This window comes from Niveispirillum sp. GW835-FHT14G11, from assembly GCF_058793615.1.
The window spans coordinates 1-16,273 of sequence record NZ_JBXAFZ010000019.1 but is presented as its reverse complement, the minus strand read 5'-3'; the positions used below and the strand labels follow the sequence as shown (position 1 = coordinate 16,273).

Below are 16,273 nucleotides of genomic sequence, written 5' to 3'. Positions count from 1 at the left end.
CGCCATGAACGATCTGGTTGAGCCGAAGAAGGTGGAGATCGTCTACGAAACGATTGAGCCCGTCCGGTACGAAGTGGACGGCGCAGTCGCACATATCATCATGAACCGCCCGACCTATAACAACGCCCAGAACAGCCAGATGACCTATGCGCTGGATGCGGCGTTCCGGCGGGCGGTGGATGACGATGCCATCCGCGTCATCGTCCTGCGCGGGGAAGGCAAGCATTTCTCCGCCGGGCACGATATCGGCACGCCGGGCCGCGATGTCACAGCATCCTGGCAGCGGCAGATGCTGGTGCCCGACCATACCAACAAGCCGGCGGCGGAGTTCCTTTATACCCGCGAGCATGAGGTCTATATCGGCATGTGCCGCCGCTGGCGCGACATTCCGAAGCCGACCATCGCTGCGGTGCAGGGCGCCTGCGTGGCTGGCGGCCTTATGCTGGCCTGGGTCTGCGACATCATTGTCGCCACCGAGGATGCCTTCTTCCAGGACCCGGTCAACCGCATGGGCATTCCGGGCGTTGAATATTTCGCGCACGGGTTCGAGTTGCCGCCCCGCATCGCGAAGGAATTCATCCTGCTGGGCGAACGGATGCCGGCGCAGCGCGCCTATGATTTCGGCATGGTCAACCGACTGTCCACGCGCGAGACACTGCTGGCCGACGTCAAGAAGATCGCCGACGAACTGGCCACGCGCTCCCGGCTGGGCAACTGGCTGACCAAGCAGGCGTTGAACCATGTGGAGGATCTGCGTGGCAAGCGCACCGCCACCGACGCGCATTTCCACATGCATCACTTCGCCCACGCGCAAAGCGATCTGGTGTCGCAGAACAGCCTGGGTGGCATGGATGCCAAATCCATGGCCGCCGCCAATAAAAAGCAGGCGGGGGATCAGTGATGGGCGAGCCACTGCACACGATCCTGGTCAGCCGCCTGGGCTGCCGTTGGCCGATCATCCAGACGGCCATGGGCTGGGTCGCGGAACCCAGCCTGGTGATCGGCAGCAGCAACGCCGGCGCCTTCGGCTTTCTGGGTGCGGCGGTGATGACCCCGGATGAGGCGCGGGAAAAGCTTCTGGCGGTGCGTCGGGGCACGGACCGTCCCTTTGGTGTCAATTTTCACAGTTTCCAGCCCGGCGCCGACCGGATCGTCGATCTGATTATCGCCAACAAGGAACAGGTGCGCGCCGTCTCCTTCGGGCGCGGGCCGGACGCCAAGATGATCGGCCGCTTCAAGGATGCCGGCATCCTGTGCGTGCCGACGGTGGGTGCCGTCAAGCATGCCCAGAAGATGGAACAGCTTGGCGTCGACATGGTGAATGTGCAGGGCGGTGAAGGCGGTGGGCACACAGGCTCGGTGCCAACGACCGTCTTGCTGCCGCAGGTGCTGGACGCGGTGAAGGTGCCGGTGATCGCCAGCGGCGGCTTTGCCGACGGGCGCGGGCTGGTGGCGGCCCTGGCCTATGGCGCCGTCGGCATTGCCATGGGCACCCGCTTCCTGCTGACCCGCGAAAGCCCCGTCCCCGACAGCGCCAAGGCCGGCTATCTGTCGGCCACCACCGACGGTATCGTCGTCACTACCAAGCTGGACGGCATTCCGCAACGCATGGTGCGCACCAAGCTGATGGACCGGATCGAACGGTCCGGCCGCATCGGCATGTGGCTGCGCGCGCTGGAAGCCGGGCGCCAGATGAAGGCGCAGACCGGGGCCTCCTGGCTGGACATGCTGAAATCCGCCCGCGCCATGACGGCCCACGGCGCCATGCCGCTGCAACAGGCGATGATGGCCGCGACCATGCCCATGCTGATCCAGAAGGCGGTGGTCGAAGGCGACATCGAACGCGGCGTGATGGCAACGGGCGTGGTGGGCGGCCGCATCAGCGAGGTGCCCACCTGCCAGGACCTGATCGACCGCATCGTTGCGGAGGCCCATGACCGCCTGGCGGCACTGGCCGCGCTGGGCCGCTAAACCGCCTGAAAGGAGCAGTCTGCCGTGCCCATCACGCTCAGCATCAGGAACCGCATCGCCGAAATCCTGTTCGACCATCCGCCAGTCAACGCCTTTGACACCAAGGGCTGGGAATCGATCCCGGCCCTGGTCAATCAGGCGTCGGTCAACGAGGATGTCCGCTGCGTGCTGATCCGCGCCAAGGGACGCGGATTTTGCGGTGGCGTCGATATCAAGGAGATGGCGGCCCATCCCGAACGCATCGCCAAGCTGAACCGCGATAATTACCTGACCTTCAAGGCCATCCGCGACTGCGCCGTGCCGGTCGTCGGTGCGCTGCACGGGTTCGTGATCGGCGGTGGGGTCAATATTGCCGGTGCCTGCGACGCGCTGATCGCGGCTGAAGGCGCCTATTTCTCCCTGCCGGAGATTGATCGCGGCGCTATGGGCGGTGCCGCCTTCATGTCCCGCATGTTGCCGATCCAGATGGTAAGGGCCAATTTCTTCACCGGCGGCCGTATCGCGGTGGAGGATGCCCACCGCCACGGCTCCGTTCACAAGATCGTGCCGCTGGACCGGCTGGAGGAAGAGGCGTTCGCTTTCTGCGAGATCATCGCCGCGAAAAGCCGCACGGCCCTGGTCATCGCCAAGCAGGCGCTGAACCTGATCGAGCCGACGAACCCGTCCGACAATTACCGCATCGAACAGGGCTTCACGCTCGAAATGTACATGCATGAAGACAGCCAGAAGGCCCGCGACGCCTTCGCACAGGGCAAAGGGACGGCGGTGTTCTGATGGACCTGACCTACACGAAAGAACAGCAATCCTTCCGCGCCGAGGTGCGTGCCTGGCTGGAAGCGCATGTGCCGGCCCAGCCGCTGGAGCATTTCGATGCGACCCGCGCCGGGTTCGAGGCGCACCGCGCCTGGGAACGCACGCTGAAATCCGGCGACTGGGGCATGGTGACTTGGCCACGGGAATATGGCGGGCGCGGCCTGGACCTGATCCAGTGGCTGATCTTCGAGGAGGAATATTACCGGGCCGGCGCGCCGGGCCGCGTGAACCAGAACGGCATCTTCCTGCTGGGGCCGACCCTGATCGAATTCGGCACCGACGCCCAGCGCGAAAGGTTCCTGCCGCCCATGGCCTCGGGCGAGGAAATCTGGGCGCAGGCCTGGTCGGAACCCCAGGCGGGCAGCGACCTGGCCGGCGTCCGGGCCACGGCGGTGCGGGATGGCGACAGCTATGTCCTGAACGGCCACAAGATCTGGTCCAGCCGGGCCGTCTTCGCCGACTGGGCCTTCGGCCTGTTCCGCCAGCCGGGCAGCGAGCGGCACAAGGGCCTGAGCCTGATCTTCTTCCCGCTGAACGCGCCCGGCGTGACGGTCAACGCCATCAGGAAGATCAACGGCCATGTCGGTTTCGCCGAGATCTTCCTGGAGGATGTGCGCGTCCCGGCCTTCAACCGGCTGGGCGACGAGGGCCAGGGCTGGCACATCTGCATGGCCACCGCCGGGTTCGAACGGGGCCTGATGCTGCGCTCCCCTGCCCGCTATCAGGTGGCGGCGGCCAAGCTGGCCGATCTGTGGAAGGCCCACCGCGACAGCGCCGATCCGGCGCTGGAGGCCGATGTTGTCCGCGCGCACATGAACGCCGAAGCCTATGCGCTGAACATCTACCAGACGGCCTCGCGCCTGATGGCGGGGGCCAAGATCGGGCCGGAGGCCAGCACCAACAAAATCTTCTGGTCGGAACTCGACATTCACCTGCACCGCACGGCGCTGGCCATCCTGGGACCGCTGGCCGAACTGATGCCGGACGCGCTCGATGCCAGCCCCGGTGACTGGCTGGACGATTACATCTTCGCGCTGGCCGGTCCGATCTATGCCGGGTCGAACGAGATCCAGCGCAACATCATTGCCGAGCGCATGCTCGGCCTGCCGCGCTGAGGGAGGAGCATCATGGATTTCACCCTTAGCCAGGAACAGATGATGTTCGTGGAAACCGCGCGGACCCTGTTCACCGACACCTGCACGCCCGACCATTGGCGCCGGATGATGGAGACCGGCACGTCCCGTCAGGACGCGCGCTGGCAGGCGATTGTGGAAACCGGCCTGACGCTGATCCTGCTGCCGGAAAGTGCCGGCGGCATCGGCCTGACGGAGGTGGATTTCGCCCTGATCGCGCAGGAGGCGGGCTATGTCGCCCTGCCCGATCCGCTGGTCGAAAGTGCGGGCATCGCCGCCCCCATGCTGGCCGCGCTGGCCCCCGACAGCGACATCCTGGCCGATCCCGGCGCCAGCATCGCCATTGCGCACCCGGTCAACCCGTTCGTGGCCGATGCCGACACGGCCGCCGCCTTGCTGCTGCACCGAGACGGGCGGGCCTTCCTGGCCACGCCCGATCAGGTGACGCTGATTGCGGAACCCAGCATCGATCCGTTCCGCCGCCTGTTCCGTGTCGACTGGGATCCCGCGCGGGTCCAGACGCTGGATGGGGCCGACTGGGACCTGGCCCTGGATCGCGGTGCCTTGTTCGCGGCCGCCCAAGGTTTGGGGCTGGCCCAGCGCGCCGTTGACATGGCCGTCGCCTATGCCAAGGACCGCCAGCAATTCGGCAAGCCCATCGGCTCCTATCAGGCGGTCAAGCATCACCTTGCGTCGGCTCAGGTAGCCATCGAATTCGCCCGCCCCGTCGTACTGGCCGCCGCCGCCGATATCGGCCACCGCGACGCCCAGGCCCGCGCCCGCGTCAGCCATGCCAAGATCGTGGCGCTGGAAGCCGCCGATCAGGCGGCCCGCGCCGCCATCCAGGTGCATGGCGCCATGGGATATAGCTGGGAGGTCGATGTCCATCTGCTGCTGAAGCGCACGCTGGCGCTGACGCAGAGCTGGGGCACGCCCGCCTTCCACCGCGCCCGCGTCGCCCACCGGCTGTTCAATCAGCCGACCGGCCCCGACCAGACCTTCGCCCGTGAGACAGAAAATGCCTGAAGCCTATATCATCGACGCCGTCCGCACCCCTGTCGGCCGCAAGAAGGGCAGTCTGGCGGCCATGCATCCGGCGGACCTGGGCGCACATCCGATCAAGGCGCTGCTGGCCCGCACCGGCATCGATCCCCTGACCATCGATGACGTGGTCTGGGGCTGCACGGAAACCATCGGCGGACAGGCCGGCGATATCGGCCGCACGGCCTGGCTGGTCGCAGGATTGCCGGAAGAAGTGCCCGGCGTCACCATCGACCGCCAGTGCGGTTCCTCCCAGCAGGCCGTGCATTTCGCGGCCCAGGGGGTGATGAGCGGCACGCAGGATCTCGTCATCGCCGGCGGTAGCCAGGCGATGAACCGCATTCCCATCATGGCGGCGATGAGTGCTGGCAAGGAGTATGGCTTCGACAGTCCCTTCCTAACCTCCCCCGGCTGGCTGGCCCGCTATGGCACTGAAACCGTCGACCAGATCAAGTCGGCGGAGATGATTGCGGCGAAATGGGGCATCAGCCGGGTAGCGATGGAGGAATTCGCCCTTGCCTCTCACTGCCGCGCGCAGGCAGCCATTGATGCCGGCTGGTTCCGCAACGAAATCGCGCCGGTGGGTGATTTCGCCATCGATGAGACAGTGCGCCCCGGCTCCACCCTGGAAGGGCTGGCCGCGCTGAAGACGGTGAACGAGGGCGGGATCATCACCGCCGGCATCGCCAGCCAGAATTGCGATGCCGCCGCCGCCTTGCTGATCGCCAGCGAACGGGCCGTGACGCAATATGGGCTGAAGCCCCGTGCGCGTATCCACCATCTGTCGGTGCGCGGCGACAATCCGGTCTGGATGCTAACCGGCCCCATCCCAGCCACCCGCTACGCGCTGGCCAAGGCGGGGATGAGCATCGATGACATCGACCTGTTCGAATGCAACGAGGCCTTCGCCTCCATTCCCATGGCCTGGATGAAGGAACTGGGCATCCCGCACGAGAAGGTGAATGTCCAGGGCGGTGCCATCGCGCTCGGCCACCCCATCGGTGCCACCGGCGCGCGCCTAATGACGACGCTGCTGGGCGCCCTGGAGCGCACGGGCGGACGCTATGGGCTGCAGACCATGTGCGAGGGCGGCGGCCAGGCCAACGTCACCATCATCGAACGCCTGTGAGCTTGAGGGAGCAGCCACGCCATGCCCTGCTATGCCTATCAGGGGATCGTCCCGGTTGTCGATCCGACGAGCTATGTCCATCCGCTGGCGTCGCTGATCGGCGATGTGATCGTGGGGCCTGGCTGTTTCATCGCGCCGGGCGCCTCTCTGCGCGGTGATTTCGGCCGGATCGTTGTGGAAGGCGATGCGTCCATCCAGGACAGCGTGACGATCCATGCCAATACCCTGCGCGACACCATCATCCGGCGCGGGGCCACCATCGCGCATGGCGCCATCATCCATGGTTGCGAAATCGGCGAAAATACACTGGTCGGCATGAATGCCGTGGTGCTGGACGATGCCGTGATCGGGCCGGAAAACCTGATCGCCGCCCTGTCGCTGGTCAAGTCGGAGATGGTGACCCCGCCGCGCAGCCTGCTGGCCGGCAACCCGGCCCGGATCGTGCGCAGCTTTGAGCCGCATCAGATCACCTGGCGTAATGATGGCACCGGAGAATACCAGCGGCTGACGCGCGAGGCGCTGACCGATTTCATCGAAACGGCACCGCTTCCCGCTCCGGAGGCCGACCGGCCCCGCCCGAAATCCGACGCCATCGCCGTCCGCCTGCGCGGTCCCGCCGCGGCCGAGCGCGAACGGCGTGCGCAAGCCAATCATCAAGGGAGCTGAACGTGGGTATCTGTGAAGGACGGGTGGTGATTGTCACCGGCGCCGGCAATGGCCTGGGCAAGGCCTATGCCCTGGCGCTGGCGGCCGAGGGTGCCAAGGTTGTCGTCAACGACCTGGGGGTCGGCACCCATGGCGAGGCTGGCGTCACCAAGGGGGCGGCCGAACAGGTGGTCGACCAAATCCGCGCCATGGGTGGCGAGGCGGTTGCCAATACCGACGATGTCGCCGACTGGGATGCTGGCAAGCGCATGGTTGATGCCGCGATCAGCCATTTCGGTCGCCTGGATGCTGTGGTGAACAATGCCGGCTTCGTGCGCGACCGCATGTTCTTCACCTGCACGCCGGAGGAATGGGACGCCGTGCTGCGCGTGCATCTGCGCGGCCATTTCTGCACCACGCGCCATGCCTGCGATTATTGGCGGGCGCAGCACAAGGCCGGCAATCCCGTCAATGCCCGCATCATCAACACCACCAGCGGCGCCGGCCTTCAGGGGTCGGTGGGCCAGTCGGCTTATTCCACCGCCAAGGGCGGCATCGCCACCCTGACGCTGGTTCAGGCAGCCGAACTGGCCCGCTATGGCGTCACCGCCAACGCGCTGGCCCCCAACGCCCGCACCCGCATGACCAGCACCGGCGCCTTTAACATGGCGGCGAAGGAGGGAGAGTTCGATGTCTATGCGCCGGAGAACATGGCCCCGCTGGTCTGCTATCTGGTGTCAGAACAATCCAAGGGCGTGACCGGTCAGATCTTCGAACTGAAGGGCGGCACGATCTTCCTGTCCCAGGGCTGGACCGACAGCCCGGCGCACGAAAAGGGCGCCCGGTTCGAACCGGGGGAGATGGATGGCATCGTCCGCAAGCTGGTCGAAACACGCGAGCCAGCCAAGCCCGTCTATGGAGCGGGCTGAGCCATGGACTTCGCGCTGACAGACGATCAACACGCTATCCAGGCGGCCGTCCAAGACTATCTGTCACAGGCGGCCGGACCGGAGAGCCTGCGTCGCGTGGTGGAAGGGCCGACCGGCTTCGATGTCGATCTGTGGCAGGGTCTGGCCGTGGAGATGGGCTTTGCTGGCCTGATGGTGCCGGAAGCCTTTGGCGGTTCCGGCCTGGGGGCTGTCGAAATGGCGCTGGTGCTGGAGGAGACAGGGCGTGTACTCGCGCCTGTTCCCTTCTTCGAAACGGCGGTGTTGGCCGTACAGGCGGTGCTGTCGGCGGGCAGCGACGACCAAAAGGCAGCCTTGCTGCCCCGGCTTGCCGCGGGCACCCGCGCCTGCTTCGCCGGTACGGCAACCCGTCCGACATTGGCCGCTGGGCGCCTGACCGGCGTAGCCGATTTCGTAACCTTCGGGCATGTGGCGGAATTGTTTATCATCGCCACCGCCGATGACAGCCTGGTGGTGCTGGAGGACAGCACGTCCGGCCTGACGGTGGAACCGCTGCCCAGCCTGGACCGCACCCGCCGCTTTGCCCGCCTGTCCTTCGACTGCGCGGTGACAGACGATCAGGTACTGGGGACGCCGGGGGGTGCCAAGGCCGCCATCGACCGCACGCTGACCATCGGGGCCGGGCTGCTGGCCGCCGAACAGACGGGGGCCATGCAATACAGCCTCGACGCCACGGTCGATTACAGCAAGCAACGCATCCAGTTCGGCCGGCTGATCGGGTCATTCCAGGCGGTCAAGCATATGCTGGCCGACATGATGCTGCTGGTGGAGGCGTCGCGCTCCGCCGCCTTTTACGCCGCCGCCGCCATTGACGAGGAAGGCAGTGCCGAGCTGGCAGAGGCCTGCGCCGTCGCCCGCGCCTATGTCAGCGACGCCTTCCGGTCGGTGGCCGGCGACGCCATCCAGCTTCACGGCGGCATCGGCTTCACCTGGGAACATCACGCCCACCTCTATTTCAAGCGCGCGCGCGCAACGGCAAGCTGGCTTGGCAGTGCCGACCAGCATCGGGAGGCGCTCGCCCGGATCATCCTGAAGGACGCCTCATGACCATTCCCTGCCCCGTCCCCCCCTATCCCCAGCCGCGCGGCCTGCTGAACGGCAAAACCGTCGTCATCACCGCCGCCGCCGGCACCGGCATCGGCTTTTCCGCCGCCTTGCGCGCGGCAGAGGAAGGAGCCACCCTGCTGATCAGCGACTTCCACGAACGCCGGCTGGGTGAGGCTGCCGACCGGATCGCGGAAAAGGTCGGAAAGCGTCCCGCCACCTTTGTCTGCGATGTCACGGTTGAGGCGGCGGTCCAGGGACTGCGCGACGCGGCCCTGTCGGAACTGGGCCGCGTCGATGTCCTCATCAATAATGCCGGCCTGGGCGGCGAGGTTTCCATCATCGACATGACGGATGAACAGTGGAGCCGAGTGCTGGATGTCACCCTGACATCGCTGTTCCGCATGACGCGCGCCTTCCTGCCCGCCATGTACGCGGCCAAGTCGGGCATCATGGTCAACAACGCCTCCGTCCTGGGCTGGCGCGCGCAGAAGGGGCAGGCGCATTATGCCGCCGCCAAGGCTGGAGTCATGGCCTTCACCCGCTGCGCCGCCCTGGAGGCGGCCGAGCATAATGTCCGCATCAACGCCGTCTCCCCCAGCCTGGCCATGCACCCGTTCCTGGCCAAGGTGACGACGCAGGAGGCGCTGGAGAAGCTGGTGGAGAAGGAAGCCTTCGGCCGCCCGGCAGAGGTTTGGGAAATCGCCAATGTCATGATGTTCCTGGCCAGCGACCTGTCCAGCTACATGACCGGTGAGACGGTTTCCGTCTCCAGCCAGCGGGCCTGAGCCATGGCGACGATCTTCCATTCCCCGCGCGACCTGCTGGGCAAGGACGGTACGGTCCTCGATCCCTCAGACTGGCTGTTGATCGAACAGGACCGGATTGATGATTTCGGCCGGGTGACGGGCGATCTGCAATGGATCCATGTCGATCCGGTTCGCGCCAGGGGGGGCCCGTTCGGGGCCACCATCGCGCATGGCTATCTGACCCTGGCCCTGACCAACCTGTTCATGCCGCAGATGATTGAGGTGCGTGGCTTCAGCAGCGGGTTGAATGTCGGCACTGATCGGCTGCGCTTCATCAACCCGGTCACGGTCGGCTCCCGCATCCGCGGTACCGGCACCATCCTGTCGGCTGAAGAGGCCAAGGGCGGGGCCATCCAGTGCGTCATCCGCGTCACCGTGGAGATCGAGGGCCAGGAGAAACCCGCCTGCGTCGTCGACGCCATCACCCGTTACTACATGGAGTAGGAAATGCCTGATCCCCGGAAGATGGAAGCGGCCGTCCATGCCTATGTCGCCGCCTTTGCCGCCGGCTCCGCCGATGATGTGGCGGCACTGTACGCCCTGGATTGCACGGTCGAAGACCCGATCGGCACCCCGATCCATCGCGGGCGGGACACCATCCGTGCCTTCTATACCGAAGCCATGAAGACAGGCGCGAAACTGGCCCTGCAGGGGCCGATCCGCATCGCCGGCGACTACGCCGTCTTTCCCTTCGCCGTGAATCTTCACTACCAGGGCGCGGACAAGCGGATCGACGTGATCGACACGTTCAAATTCGATGATGACAACAAGATCGTCGAGATGCGGGCCTTCTGGGGTCCGTCCAACATGCACGGATTTTGATGCCGACGGTCATGGCTCATGACCGTCGGAGGCCACCGACCGGCGGCCCGCGCCACGTGGCGCGTAAAGCCAAGGGCGCGGATGCGCCCGCCCGGCGCTTGAGGGAACAACGCAACTACAAGGAACCGACACATGCGCGACGCAGCCATCATCTCCACCGCCCGCACCGGTGTCGGCAAGGCCTATCGGGGTGCGTTCAACGATACCGAGGCGCCGGTCCTGTCCGCCCATGTGGTCAATGCCGCCATTGACCGTGCGGGCATCGATCCGGCGCGGGTGGACGATGTCTATCTGGGCGTTGGCAACCATTGGAATACCCAGAGCTATAATCTGGGTCGCCTGACCGTTCACGGATCGGTCCTGCCCGATAGTGTCGGCGGCTTCACCCTGGACCGCAAATGCTCCTCCGGGCTGAACGCCATCGCGCTGGCCGCGCGCGGCATCATCGCCAACGAAATCGACGTGGCCGTAGCCGGCGGGATGGAGAGCATCTCGCTCACCATCAACAAGCACGCGCCGCAGTTCCGCAACCGGTCTGACTTCATCAAGGCGCACGACCCGCACGCCTATATGGTGATGATCGAGACGGCGGAACTGGTGGCGGATCGCTACGGTATCAGCCGCGAGGACCAGGATCATTTCTCTGCCCTCAGCCAGCAGCGCGCTGGGGCGGCCCATGAAGCCGGCAAATTTGCCGACGAGATCGTGCCGATCACGGTCCAGAAGGCGCTGTTCGACAAGGAAGGCAATGAGACCGGCAAGGAGCAGGTGACGCTCGACCGTGACGAGGGCGTGCGCGGCGACACCACCTACGACAAGTTGGCCGCCCTGAGGCCCGTATTCAAGGACGGGCTGGTCATCAAGCAAGGCCGCCACATCACGGCCGGCAATGCCAGCCAGCTTTCCGACGGTGCGTCCGCGCAGGTGGTGATGGACCTGGAAACGGCGCAGAAGGAAGGGCTGCCCGTCCTGGGCCTCTATCGTGGCTTCCAGGTGGCCGGCTGCAAGGCGGAGGAGATGGGCATCGGCCCCGTCTTCGCCATCCCCAAGCTGCTGAAGCGGGCCGGCCTGACCATCGACGATATCGGCCTGTTCGAGATCAACGAGGCCTTCGCCAGCCAGGCCATCTATTGCCAGCGCAAGCTGGGCATTGATCCGACCAGGCTGAACGTCAATGGCGGTGGCATCGCCATCGGTCACCCGTTCGGCATGACCGGGTCGCGTCTGGTGGGTCATGCGCTGATCGAGGGCAGGCGCCGTGACGCGAAATATGTCGTCGTCTCGATGTGCGTCGCCGGCGGCATGGGTGCTGCTGGATTGTTCGAGGTGGCATGATGCAGCTCGCCTTCGTCCCCGAACTCAAGGCGTTCCGCGAAGAAGCGGCCGACTGGCTTAACACACAGCTTGCCGGCCCCTTCAAATCCGTCCGCGGCCAGACCAACCAGACCGACAATGTCGCGGAACGCCGCGCCTGGGAAGCCGCCCTGGGTGCTGCACGCTGGAGCGTCATCGGCTGGCCGGAACAATGGGGCGGGCGCGATGCATCCATCGCGCAGCAGGTGATCTTTGCGGAGGAATATGCCCGCGCCAAGGGTCCGCCGCGCGTCGGCCACCTGGGTGTGGAATTGCTGGGCCCGACGCTTCTGGCCATGGGCAGCGAAGAACAGAAGGCCCGGTTCCTGCCCGATATTGCAGCCGGTCGGACCATCTGGTGCCAGGGCTATTCCGAGCCGGGGGCCGGCTCCGACCTTGCCAATGTCCGGACCAAGGCCCGGCTGGAAGGCGACAGCTATTTCATCGATGGGCAAAAGATCTGGACCTCCATGGGCACCATTGCCGACTGGTGTTTCGTCGTGGCGCGCACAACGCCGGGCAGCGTTGGCAACAAGGGCTTGTCCTTCCTGATGGTGCCGATGGACCAGCAGGGCGTCGACCCCCGCCCCATCCGCCAGATGACCGGCGAGGCGGAATTCGCCGAGGTCTTCTTTGACGGGGCCAGGGCACTGGCGGCAGACCGGGTGGGGACCGAGGGTGAAGGCTGGAAGGTGGCCATGGCGCTGCTGGGCTTCGAGCGCGGCGTCTCCACGCTCGCCCAGCAGATGCATTTCCGCACCGAACTGGACGAGATCATTGCCACCGCCAAGGCCAATGGCACGGCCGCCGACCCCATCATCCGCCAGAAGATCGCCCATGCCCATGCCGGGCTGAAGATCATGCGGTACAACGCGCTGCGCATGTTGTCGGGCGGCAATGGCGGTGAGTTGGGTGGGGCCGCCTATACCTACAAGCTCTATTGGTCGCGCTGGCACCGCGACCTGGGCGAACTAGCCATGGATGTGCTGGGCCAGGCGGGGGAAATCGGCGCCAGTGAAGAGCGGTTCGAGGGACTGCCCAACATGTTCCTGATGAGCCGGTCGGACACGATCTATGCCGGTACCGACCAGATTCAGCGCAATATCATCGCCGAGCGTGGCCTCGGCCTACCCAGGGAGCCGCGTGGCGCATGATCGAGCCGATGGGCCAATGGCCGGAAACCATTCCCCATGCGGCGTTGGCCGCCGCCGAACGCTGGCCGGATCAGCCCGGATTGATCGCCGGGGGCCGGCAATGGACTTATGCCAAGCTGTGGGCCGATGCCCGTGCCGCTGCGTCTGCCTTCATCGCCAGGGGAATCGGGCCGGGTGATCGGGTGGCCATCTGGGCCCCCAATATTCCGGAATGGATTCTGGCGACCATCGGTGCCCAGATCGCCGGCGCCTGTGTCGTTCCCCTGAACACCCGGTTCAAGGGGGTGGAGGCCGGCGACATCATCCGCCGTGCCCGCGCCAGGCTGCTGCTCATCCCGAGCCGTTTCCTGGATACCGACTATCGTGCCCTGCTCGCCGGGCAGGATCTGCCCGATCTCGTCGATATAATCCTGATCGATGGCGATGGCCCGACCGGTTGGGACGGTTTCATTGCCGCTGGTAAGGGCAGCCATGATCCGGCGGTCGATGCCGCGCTGGATCGGCTGAGCCGCGATGCTATCTGCGATATCATCTTCACCTCGGGCACCACCGGGCGGCCCAAGGGGGTGATGACGGCGCACAGACAGGTGACGCAGATTTTCGGCGACTGGGCCGTGCGCGTCGATCTGCGCCAGGGCGACCGCTACCTGATCGTCAATCCCTTCTTTCACACCTTTGGTTACAAGGCCGGCTGGGTTCCCTGTCTGCTGCGCGGGGCGACCATCGTGCCGATGGCGACTTTCGACGTGGCGGAAATGGTGCGCCAGATCGAGGTGAACAGGATCAGCTTCATTCCCGGTCCCCCCACCATCTATCAGTCGCTGTTGCAGGAACTGGCCGGCGGCAAGGTGCGCGACTTTTCATCCCTGCGCGTCGCTGTCACCGGGGCGGCCCCCGTCGCCCCGGCGCTGGTGGAGCGGATGCGCCACGAACTGGGCATGTCCAACATCGTCAATGGCTATGGCATGACGGAATGCGGCGCCATTTCCATGACGCGCCAGGGCGACGACGCACAGACCGTGGCCGGCACCTGCGGCTATCCCCTGCCCGGCACCCAGGTGCGCTGTGTCGATGACAATGGAAACGACGTGTCACCGGGAGAGACCGGGGAACTGTGGGTGAAAAGCCACGCGGTCATGCGGGGTTACCTGGACGATCCGGAAGCAACCAACGAGGCCATCGACGAGGATGGCTGGCTGCATACCGGCGATATCGGCACCATCGATGCCCAGGGCTATCTCAACATCACCGACCGCAAGAAAGACATGTATATTTCAGGCGGTTTCAACTGCTATCCGGCGGAGATCGAGAAGCTGCTGATGGCCCATCCCGCCATCGAGATCGCGGCCGTCATCGGCGTGCCGGACGAGCGCATGGGAGAGGTCGGCAAGGCATTTGTCGTGCTGCGGCCCGATGCGCAGGCAGATGATGCCAGCATCATCCAATGGGCGCGCGCCAACATGGCGAATTACAAGGTGCCGCGCCAGGTGACCTTCGTCAGCACACTGCCGCGCAATGCCGGCGGGAAATTGCTGCGCACGGAATTGCGGGCGCAGGAAAGCCGTCATCAAGCCTGAGCATGGCCTCACCCAACCTAACAGATCCGTTCTTTAAGATATCGGAGAGGCGAGTTGAGGCAAGATTCCAGGTCCGAACCCCTTGACGTGACGTCTATGATCATCACACGTCGCAATGCCCTGACTGGTATCGGGCTAACCGGCCTCGGCCTTTTCTCTTTCACACCCGCTTTGGCGCGTGGCGAGCGTGTCCGCGCCGCCGGTAACCCGATCATCCCTGGCCGCGGCGTCTGCGACCCGCAGGTCCGCGTTTGGGATGGCGAGGTGTGGCTCTACGCCACACACGACGCCGATCCCACGGCCAAGGACTTCGTGATGCGCGACTGGCAGATCTGGCGGTCGCGTGACCTTGTCGACTGGCACCACGCTGGCACGCTGCTGCCCGAGCAGACCTATTGGGGCAAGCCCAGCGACCAGTGTTGGGCGACCGACGCGGCGCGTAAGGACGGACGTTATTATCTGTACTTCTCGCGCGGGCCGAAGGAGATCGGTGTGGTCGTCGCCGACCATCCGGCGGGACCGTGGCGCGACCCGATCGGCAAGCCGCTGATCGCCGAAGGGCTGGTCAAAACACAAGCGCGCGATCCCGGCATCCTTCAGGACGCAGATGGCGCGAACTACATCGTCTTCGGAACGTTTCAGTATTTCATCGCGCGGCTTGGCGATGACATGGTCTCGCTGGCTGAACCGCCGCGCCTGCTGAAGATCGAGAATGCGGTTGGCCCCTATACCAAGGGGATGACCGACGATAAGCCATTCCTCCACCGCCGCGGCGACCTCTATTATCTGTCGTGGGGAAGCTATTATGCGATTGGACGCAGCCCCTATGGCCCGTTCGAGACGCAGGGCTCGGTACTGAGTGTGGCAACGACCGATCCCGAACTGCGCCTTGTGCGCCTGGGCGCACGGTACGATCTGCTGAATTACGACCGGCACGGCAGTTTCTTTGAATTGAACGGCCAGTGGTATTTCGCCTGCAACGACCAGGCGACGCCAGGGGCGACTGAACACTACCGCAACAGCGCGATCTCCTACGTCCATTACCGTGCTGACGGAACGATCGCGCCGGTTCGGCTCGATACGGTCGGGGTCGGTCAATATGACGCGCGGCGGGGAATAGCGGCGGCGGATTTCTTCGACGCGCGCGGTGGCACAGTGGCACATCGCGGTGGCGACACGTTTGCGCTGGAGCTTTCTCCCGGCGGCGCTGCCCACTACCCAGCGGTAAGCGGGGTCACCGGCGCGCTCACGATCCTGGCGGACGGGCCGCTGGAGATCCGGCGCGGAAACCCGCAGGGGCGCCTGCTAGGGCGCGGGCAGGGGCGGGTTGCACTGACTGGCGCCCGCGCTACGGAGGATTTGTGCCTCGTCAATACCGGGGCGGCACCCATCCGGGCCGACCAACTCACCTTTGATGGGGCCTGATGCGCAGATGGCTTCTGGCTTTGCCGCAGCCACGATGCTGGCGGATACGGTACCCGCGGAACCCGGCAGCGTCGGCCCGACATCCTTAATGGCCTTTATCGTGCGCCCCGGTGCACAGGCTGATGCCGACACCATCATCCAATGGGTGCGCACCAACATGGCCAATTACAAGGTGCGACAAGGTACTGCGTGCGACAAGGTACTGCGTTTCGTGACCTTCGTCGCTGCCCTGCCCCGCAATGCCACTGGCAAGCTGCTGCGCACGGAGTTGCGCGTGTGGGCAGGTCGGAAAACGGATAACCGACCGCCATCAGTACGCGTCCGGTGTGAGCCGCCTTGTGTTTGGTGGTCGGTAGCTGGGAGTCTTTGCGTAAGCGCGATAGCGCGGA

Annotated in this window: 16 protein-coding genes and 1 pseudogene; all 17 read left to right on the top strand. The window is 65.3% G+C overall.

Annotation, left to right across the window (positions count from 1 at the left end; genetic code table 11):
• Positions 1-4: 4 nt before the first annotated feature.
• Positions 5-901, top strand: coding sequence for an enoyl-CoA hydratase (locus AC1Q7F_RS27050; protein WP_492511667.1), 897 nt, complete (start codon positions 5-7; stop codon positions 899-901).
• Positions 901-1,971, top strand: coding sequence for an NAD(P)H-dependent flavin oxidoreductase (locus tag AC1Q7F_RS27045; protein WP_492511666.1), 1,071 nt, complete (start codon positions 901-903; stop codon positions 1,969-1,971). Before AC1Q7F_RS27050 ends, AC1Q7F_RS27045 begins: the two co-directional genes overlap by 1 nt.
• Positions 1,972-1,995: 24 nt before the next feature.
• Entirely contained in the window at positions 1,996-2,745 is a 750-nt protein-coding gene (locus tag AC1Q7F_RS27040) for an enoyl-CoA hydratase family protein (protein WP_492511665.1), read from the top strand.
• Positions 2,745-3,899, top strand: a complete 1,155-nt coding sequence (locus AC1Q7F_RS27035) for an acyl-CoA dehydrogenase (RefSeq protein ID WP_492511664.1) — start codon at positions 2,745-2,747, stop codon at positions 3,897-3,899. The genes AC1Q7F_RS27040 and AC1Q7F_RS27035 overlap by 1 nt, the downstream gene beginning before the upstream one ends.
• A gap of 12 nt (positions 3,900-3,911) precedes the next feature.
• Positions 3,912-4,943: an acyl-CoA dehydrogenase family protein gene (locus AC1Q7F_RS27030; RefSeq protein WP_492511663.1), complete on the top strand. Its 1,032-nt coding sequence runs from the start codon at positions 3,912-3,914 to the stop codon at positions 4,941-4,943.
• The gene (locus tag AC1Q7F_RS27025; protein ID WP_492511662.1) at positions 4,936-6,087 is read left to right on the top strand and encodes an acetyl-CoA C-acetyltransferase; all 1,152 of its coding nucleotides are present in this window, start codon (positions 4,936-4,938) and stop codon (positions 6,085-6,087) included. Before AC1Q7F_RS27030 ends, AC1Q7F_RS27025 begins: the two co-directional genes overlap by 8 nt.
• A gap of 21 nt (positions 6,088-6,108) precedes the next feature.
• Complete coding sequence (locus tag AC1Q7F_RS27020; RefSeq protein WP_492511661.1) at positions 6,109-6,753, top strand: phenylacetic acid degradation protein PaaY; 645 nt, start codon at positions 6,109-6,111, stop codon at positions 6,751-6,753.
• A 2-nt stretch (positions 6,754-6,755) separates the two neighbouring features.
• Positions 6,756-7,661 (top strand): SDR family oxidoreductase, encoded by a 906-nt coding sequence (locus tag AC1Q7F_RS27015; RefSeq protein WP_492511660.1) that lies wholly within the window; start codon positions 6,756-6,758, stop codon positions 7,659-7,661.
• A gap of 3 nt (positions 7,662-7,664) precedes the next feature.
• Positions 7,665-8,747 (top strand): acyl-CoA dehydrogenase family protein, encoded by a 1,083-nt coding sequence (locus AC1Q7F_RS27010; RefSeq protein WP_492511659.1) that lies wholly within the window; start codon positions 7,665-7,667, stop codon positions 8,745-8,747.
• Positions 8,744-9,532, top strand: a complete 789-nt coding sequence (locus tag AC1Q7F_RS27005) for an SDR family oxidoreductase (protein ID WP_492511658.1) — start codon at positions 8,744-8,746, stop codon at positions 9,530-9,532. The genes AC1Q7F_RS27010 and AC1Q7F_RS27005 overlap by 4 nt, the downstream gene beginning before the upstream one ends.
• A 3-nt stretch (positions 9,533-9,535) precedes the next feature.
• Positions 9,536-9,997: a MaoC family dehydratase gene (locus AC1Q7F_RS27000; RefSeq protein WP_492511657.1), complete on the top strand. Its 462-nt coding sequence runs from the start codon at positions 9,536-9,538 to the stop codon at positions 9,995-9,997.
• A gap of 3 nt (positions 9,998-10,000) precedes the next feature.
• Positions 10,001-10,375: a nuclear transport factor 2 family protein gene (locus AC1Q7F_RS26995; RefSeq protein WP_492511656.1), complete on the top strand. Its 375-nt coding sequence runs from the start codon at positions 10,001-10,003 to the stop codon at positions 10,373-10,375.
• A gap of 132 nt (positions 10,376-10,507) precedes the next feature.
• A complete protein-coding gene (locus AC1Q7F_RS26990) occupies positions 10,508-11,710 on the top strand; it encodes an acetyl-CoA C-acyltransferase (protein ID WP_492511655.1) in 1,203 nt (400 codons plus the stop codon).
• Positions 11,707-12,882 carry an acyl-CoA dehydrogenase family protein gene (locus AC1Q7F_RS26985; protein WP_492511654.1) on the top strand — a complete coding sequence of 392 codons (1,176 nt, stop codon included), beginning with the start codon at positions 11,707-11,709 and terminating at the stop codon, positions 12,880-12,882. Before AC1Q7F_RS26990 ends, AC1Q7F_RS26985 begins: the two co-directional genes overlap by 4 nt.
• The gene (locus AC1Q7F_RS26980) at positions 12,879-14,459 is read left to right on the top strand and encodes a FadD3 family acyl-CoA ligase (RefSeq protein WP_492511653.1); all 1,581 of its coding nucleotides are present in this window, start codon (positions 12,879-12,881) and stop codon (positions 14,457-14,459) included. Before AC1Q7F_RS26985 ends, AC1Q7F_RS26980 begins: the two co-directional genes overlap by 4 nt.
• A 96-nt stretch (positions 14,460-14,555) precedes the next feature.
• Positions 14,556-15,884 (top strand): family 43 glycosylhydrolase, encoded by a 1,329-nt coding sequence (locus AC1Q7F_RS26975; RefSeq protein WP_492511652.1) that lies wholly within the window; start codon positions 14,556-14,558, stop codon positions 15,882-15,884.
• 7 nt (positions 15,885-15,891) lie between these two features.
• Positions 15,892-16,273: pseudogene (locus AC1Q7F_RS26970) on the top strand (hypothetical protein); the annotation flags it as partial.

Excerpts from the sequence above, each read along its gene's own strand:
- AC1Q7F_RS27050 (WP_492511667.1), top strand. The coding sequence starts at position 5 with ATGAACGATCTGGTTGAGCCGAAGAAGGTGGAGATCGTCTACGAAACG.
- AC1Q7F_RS27045 (WP_492511666.1), top strand. The coding sequence starts at position 901 with ATGGGCGAGCCACTGCACACGATCCTGGTCAGCCGCCTGGGCTGCCGT.
- AC1Q7F_RS27035 (WP_492511664.1), top strand. The coding sequence starts at position 2,745 with ATGGACCTGACCTACACGAAAGAACAGCAATCCTTCCGCGCCGAGGTG.
- AC1Q7F_RS27030 (WP_492511663.1), top strand. The coding sequence starts at position 3,912 with ATGGATTTCACCCTTAGCCAGGAACAGATGATGTTCGTGGAAACCGCG.
- AC1Q7F_RS27025 (WP_492511662.1), top strand. The coding sequence starts at position 4,936 with ATGCCTGAAGCCTATATCATCGACGCCGTCCGCACCCCTGTCGGCCGC.
- AC1Q7F_RS27020 (WP_492511661.1), top strand. The coding sequence starts at position 6,109 with ATGCCCTGCTATGCCTATCAGGGGATCGTCCCGGTTGTCGATCCGACG.
- AC1Q7F_RS27010 (WP_492511659.1), top strand. The coding sequence starts at position 7,665 with ATGGACTTCGCGCTGACAGACGATCAACACGCTATCCAGGCGGCCGTC.
- AC1Q7F_RS27005 (WP_492511658.1), top strand. The coding sequence starts at position 8,744 with ATGACCATTCCCTGCCCCGTCCCCCCCTATCCCCAGCCGCGCGGCCTG.
- AC1Q7F_RS27000 (WP_492511657.1), top strand. The coding sequence starts at position 9,536 with ATGGCGACGATCTTCCATTCCCCGCGCGACCTGCTGGGCAAGGACGGT.
- AC1Q7F_RS26995 (WP_492511656.1), top strand. The coding sequence starts at position 10,001 with ATGCCTGATCCCCGGAAGATGGAAGCGGCCGTCCATGCCTATGTCGCC.
- AC1Q7F_RS26990 (WP_492511655.1), top strand. The coding sequence starts at position 10,508 with ATGCGCGACGCAGCCATCATCTCCACCGCCCGCACCGGTGTCGGCAAG.
- AC1Q7F_RS26985 (WP_492511654.1), top strand. The coding sequence starts at position 11,707 with ATGATGCAGCTCGCCTTCGTCCCCGAACTCAAGGCGTTCCGCGAAGAA.
- AC1Q7F_RS26980 (WP_492511653.1), top strand. The coding sequence starts at position 12,879 with ATGATCGAGCCGATGGGCCAATGGCCGGAAACCATTCCCCATGCGGCG.
- AC1Q7F_RS26975 (WP_492511652.1), top strand. The coding sequence starts at position 14,556 with ATGATCATCACACGTCGCAATGCCCTGACTGGTATCGGGCTAACCGGC.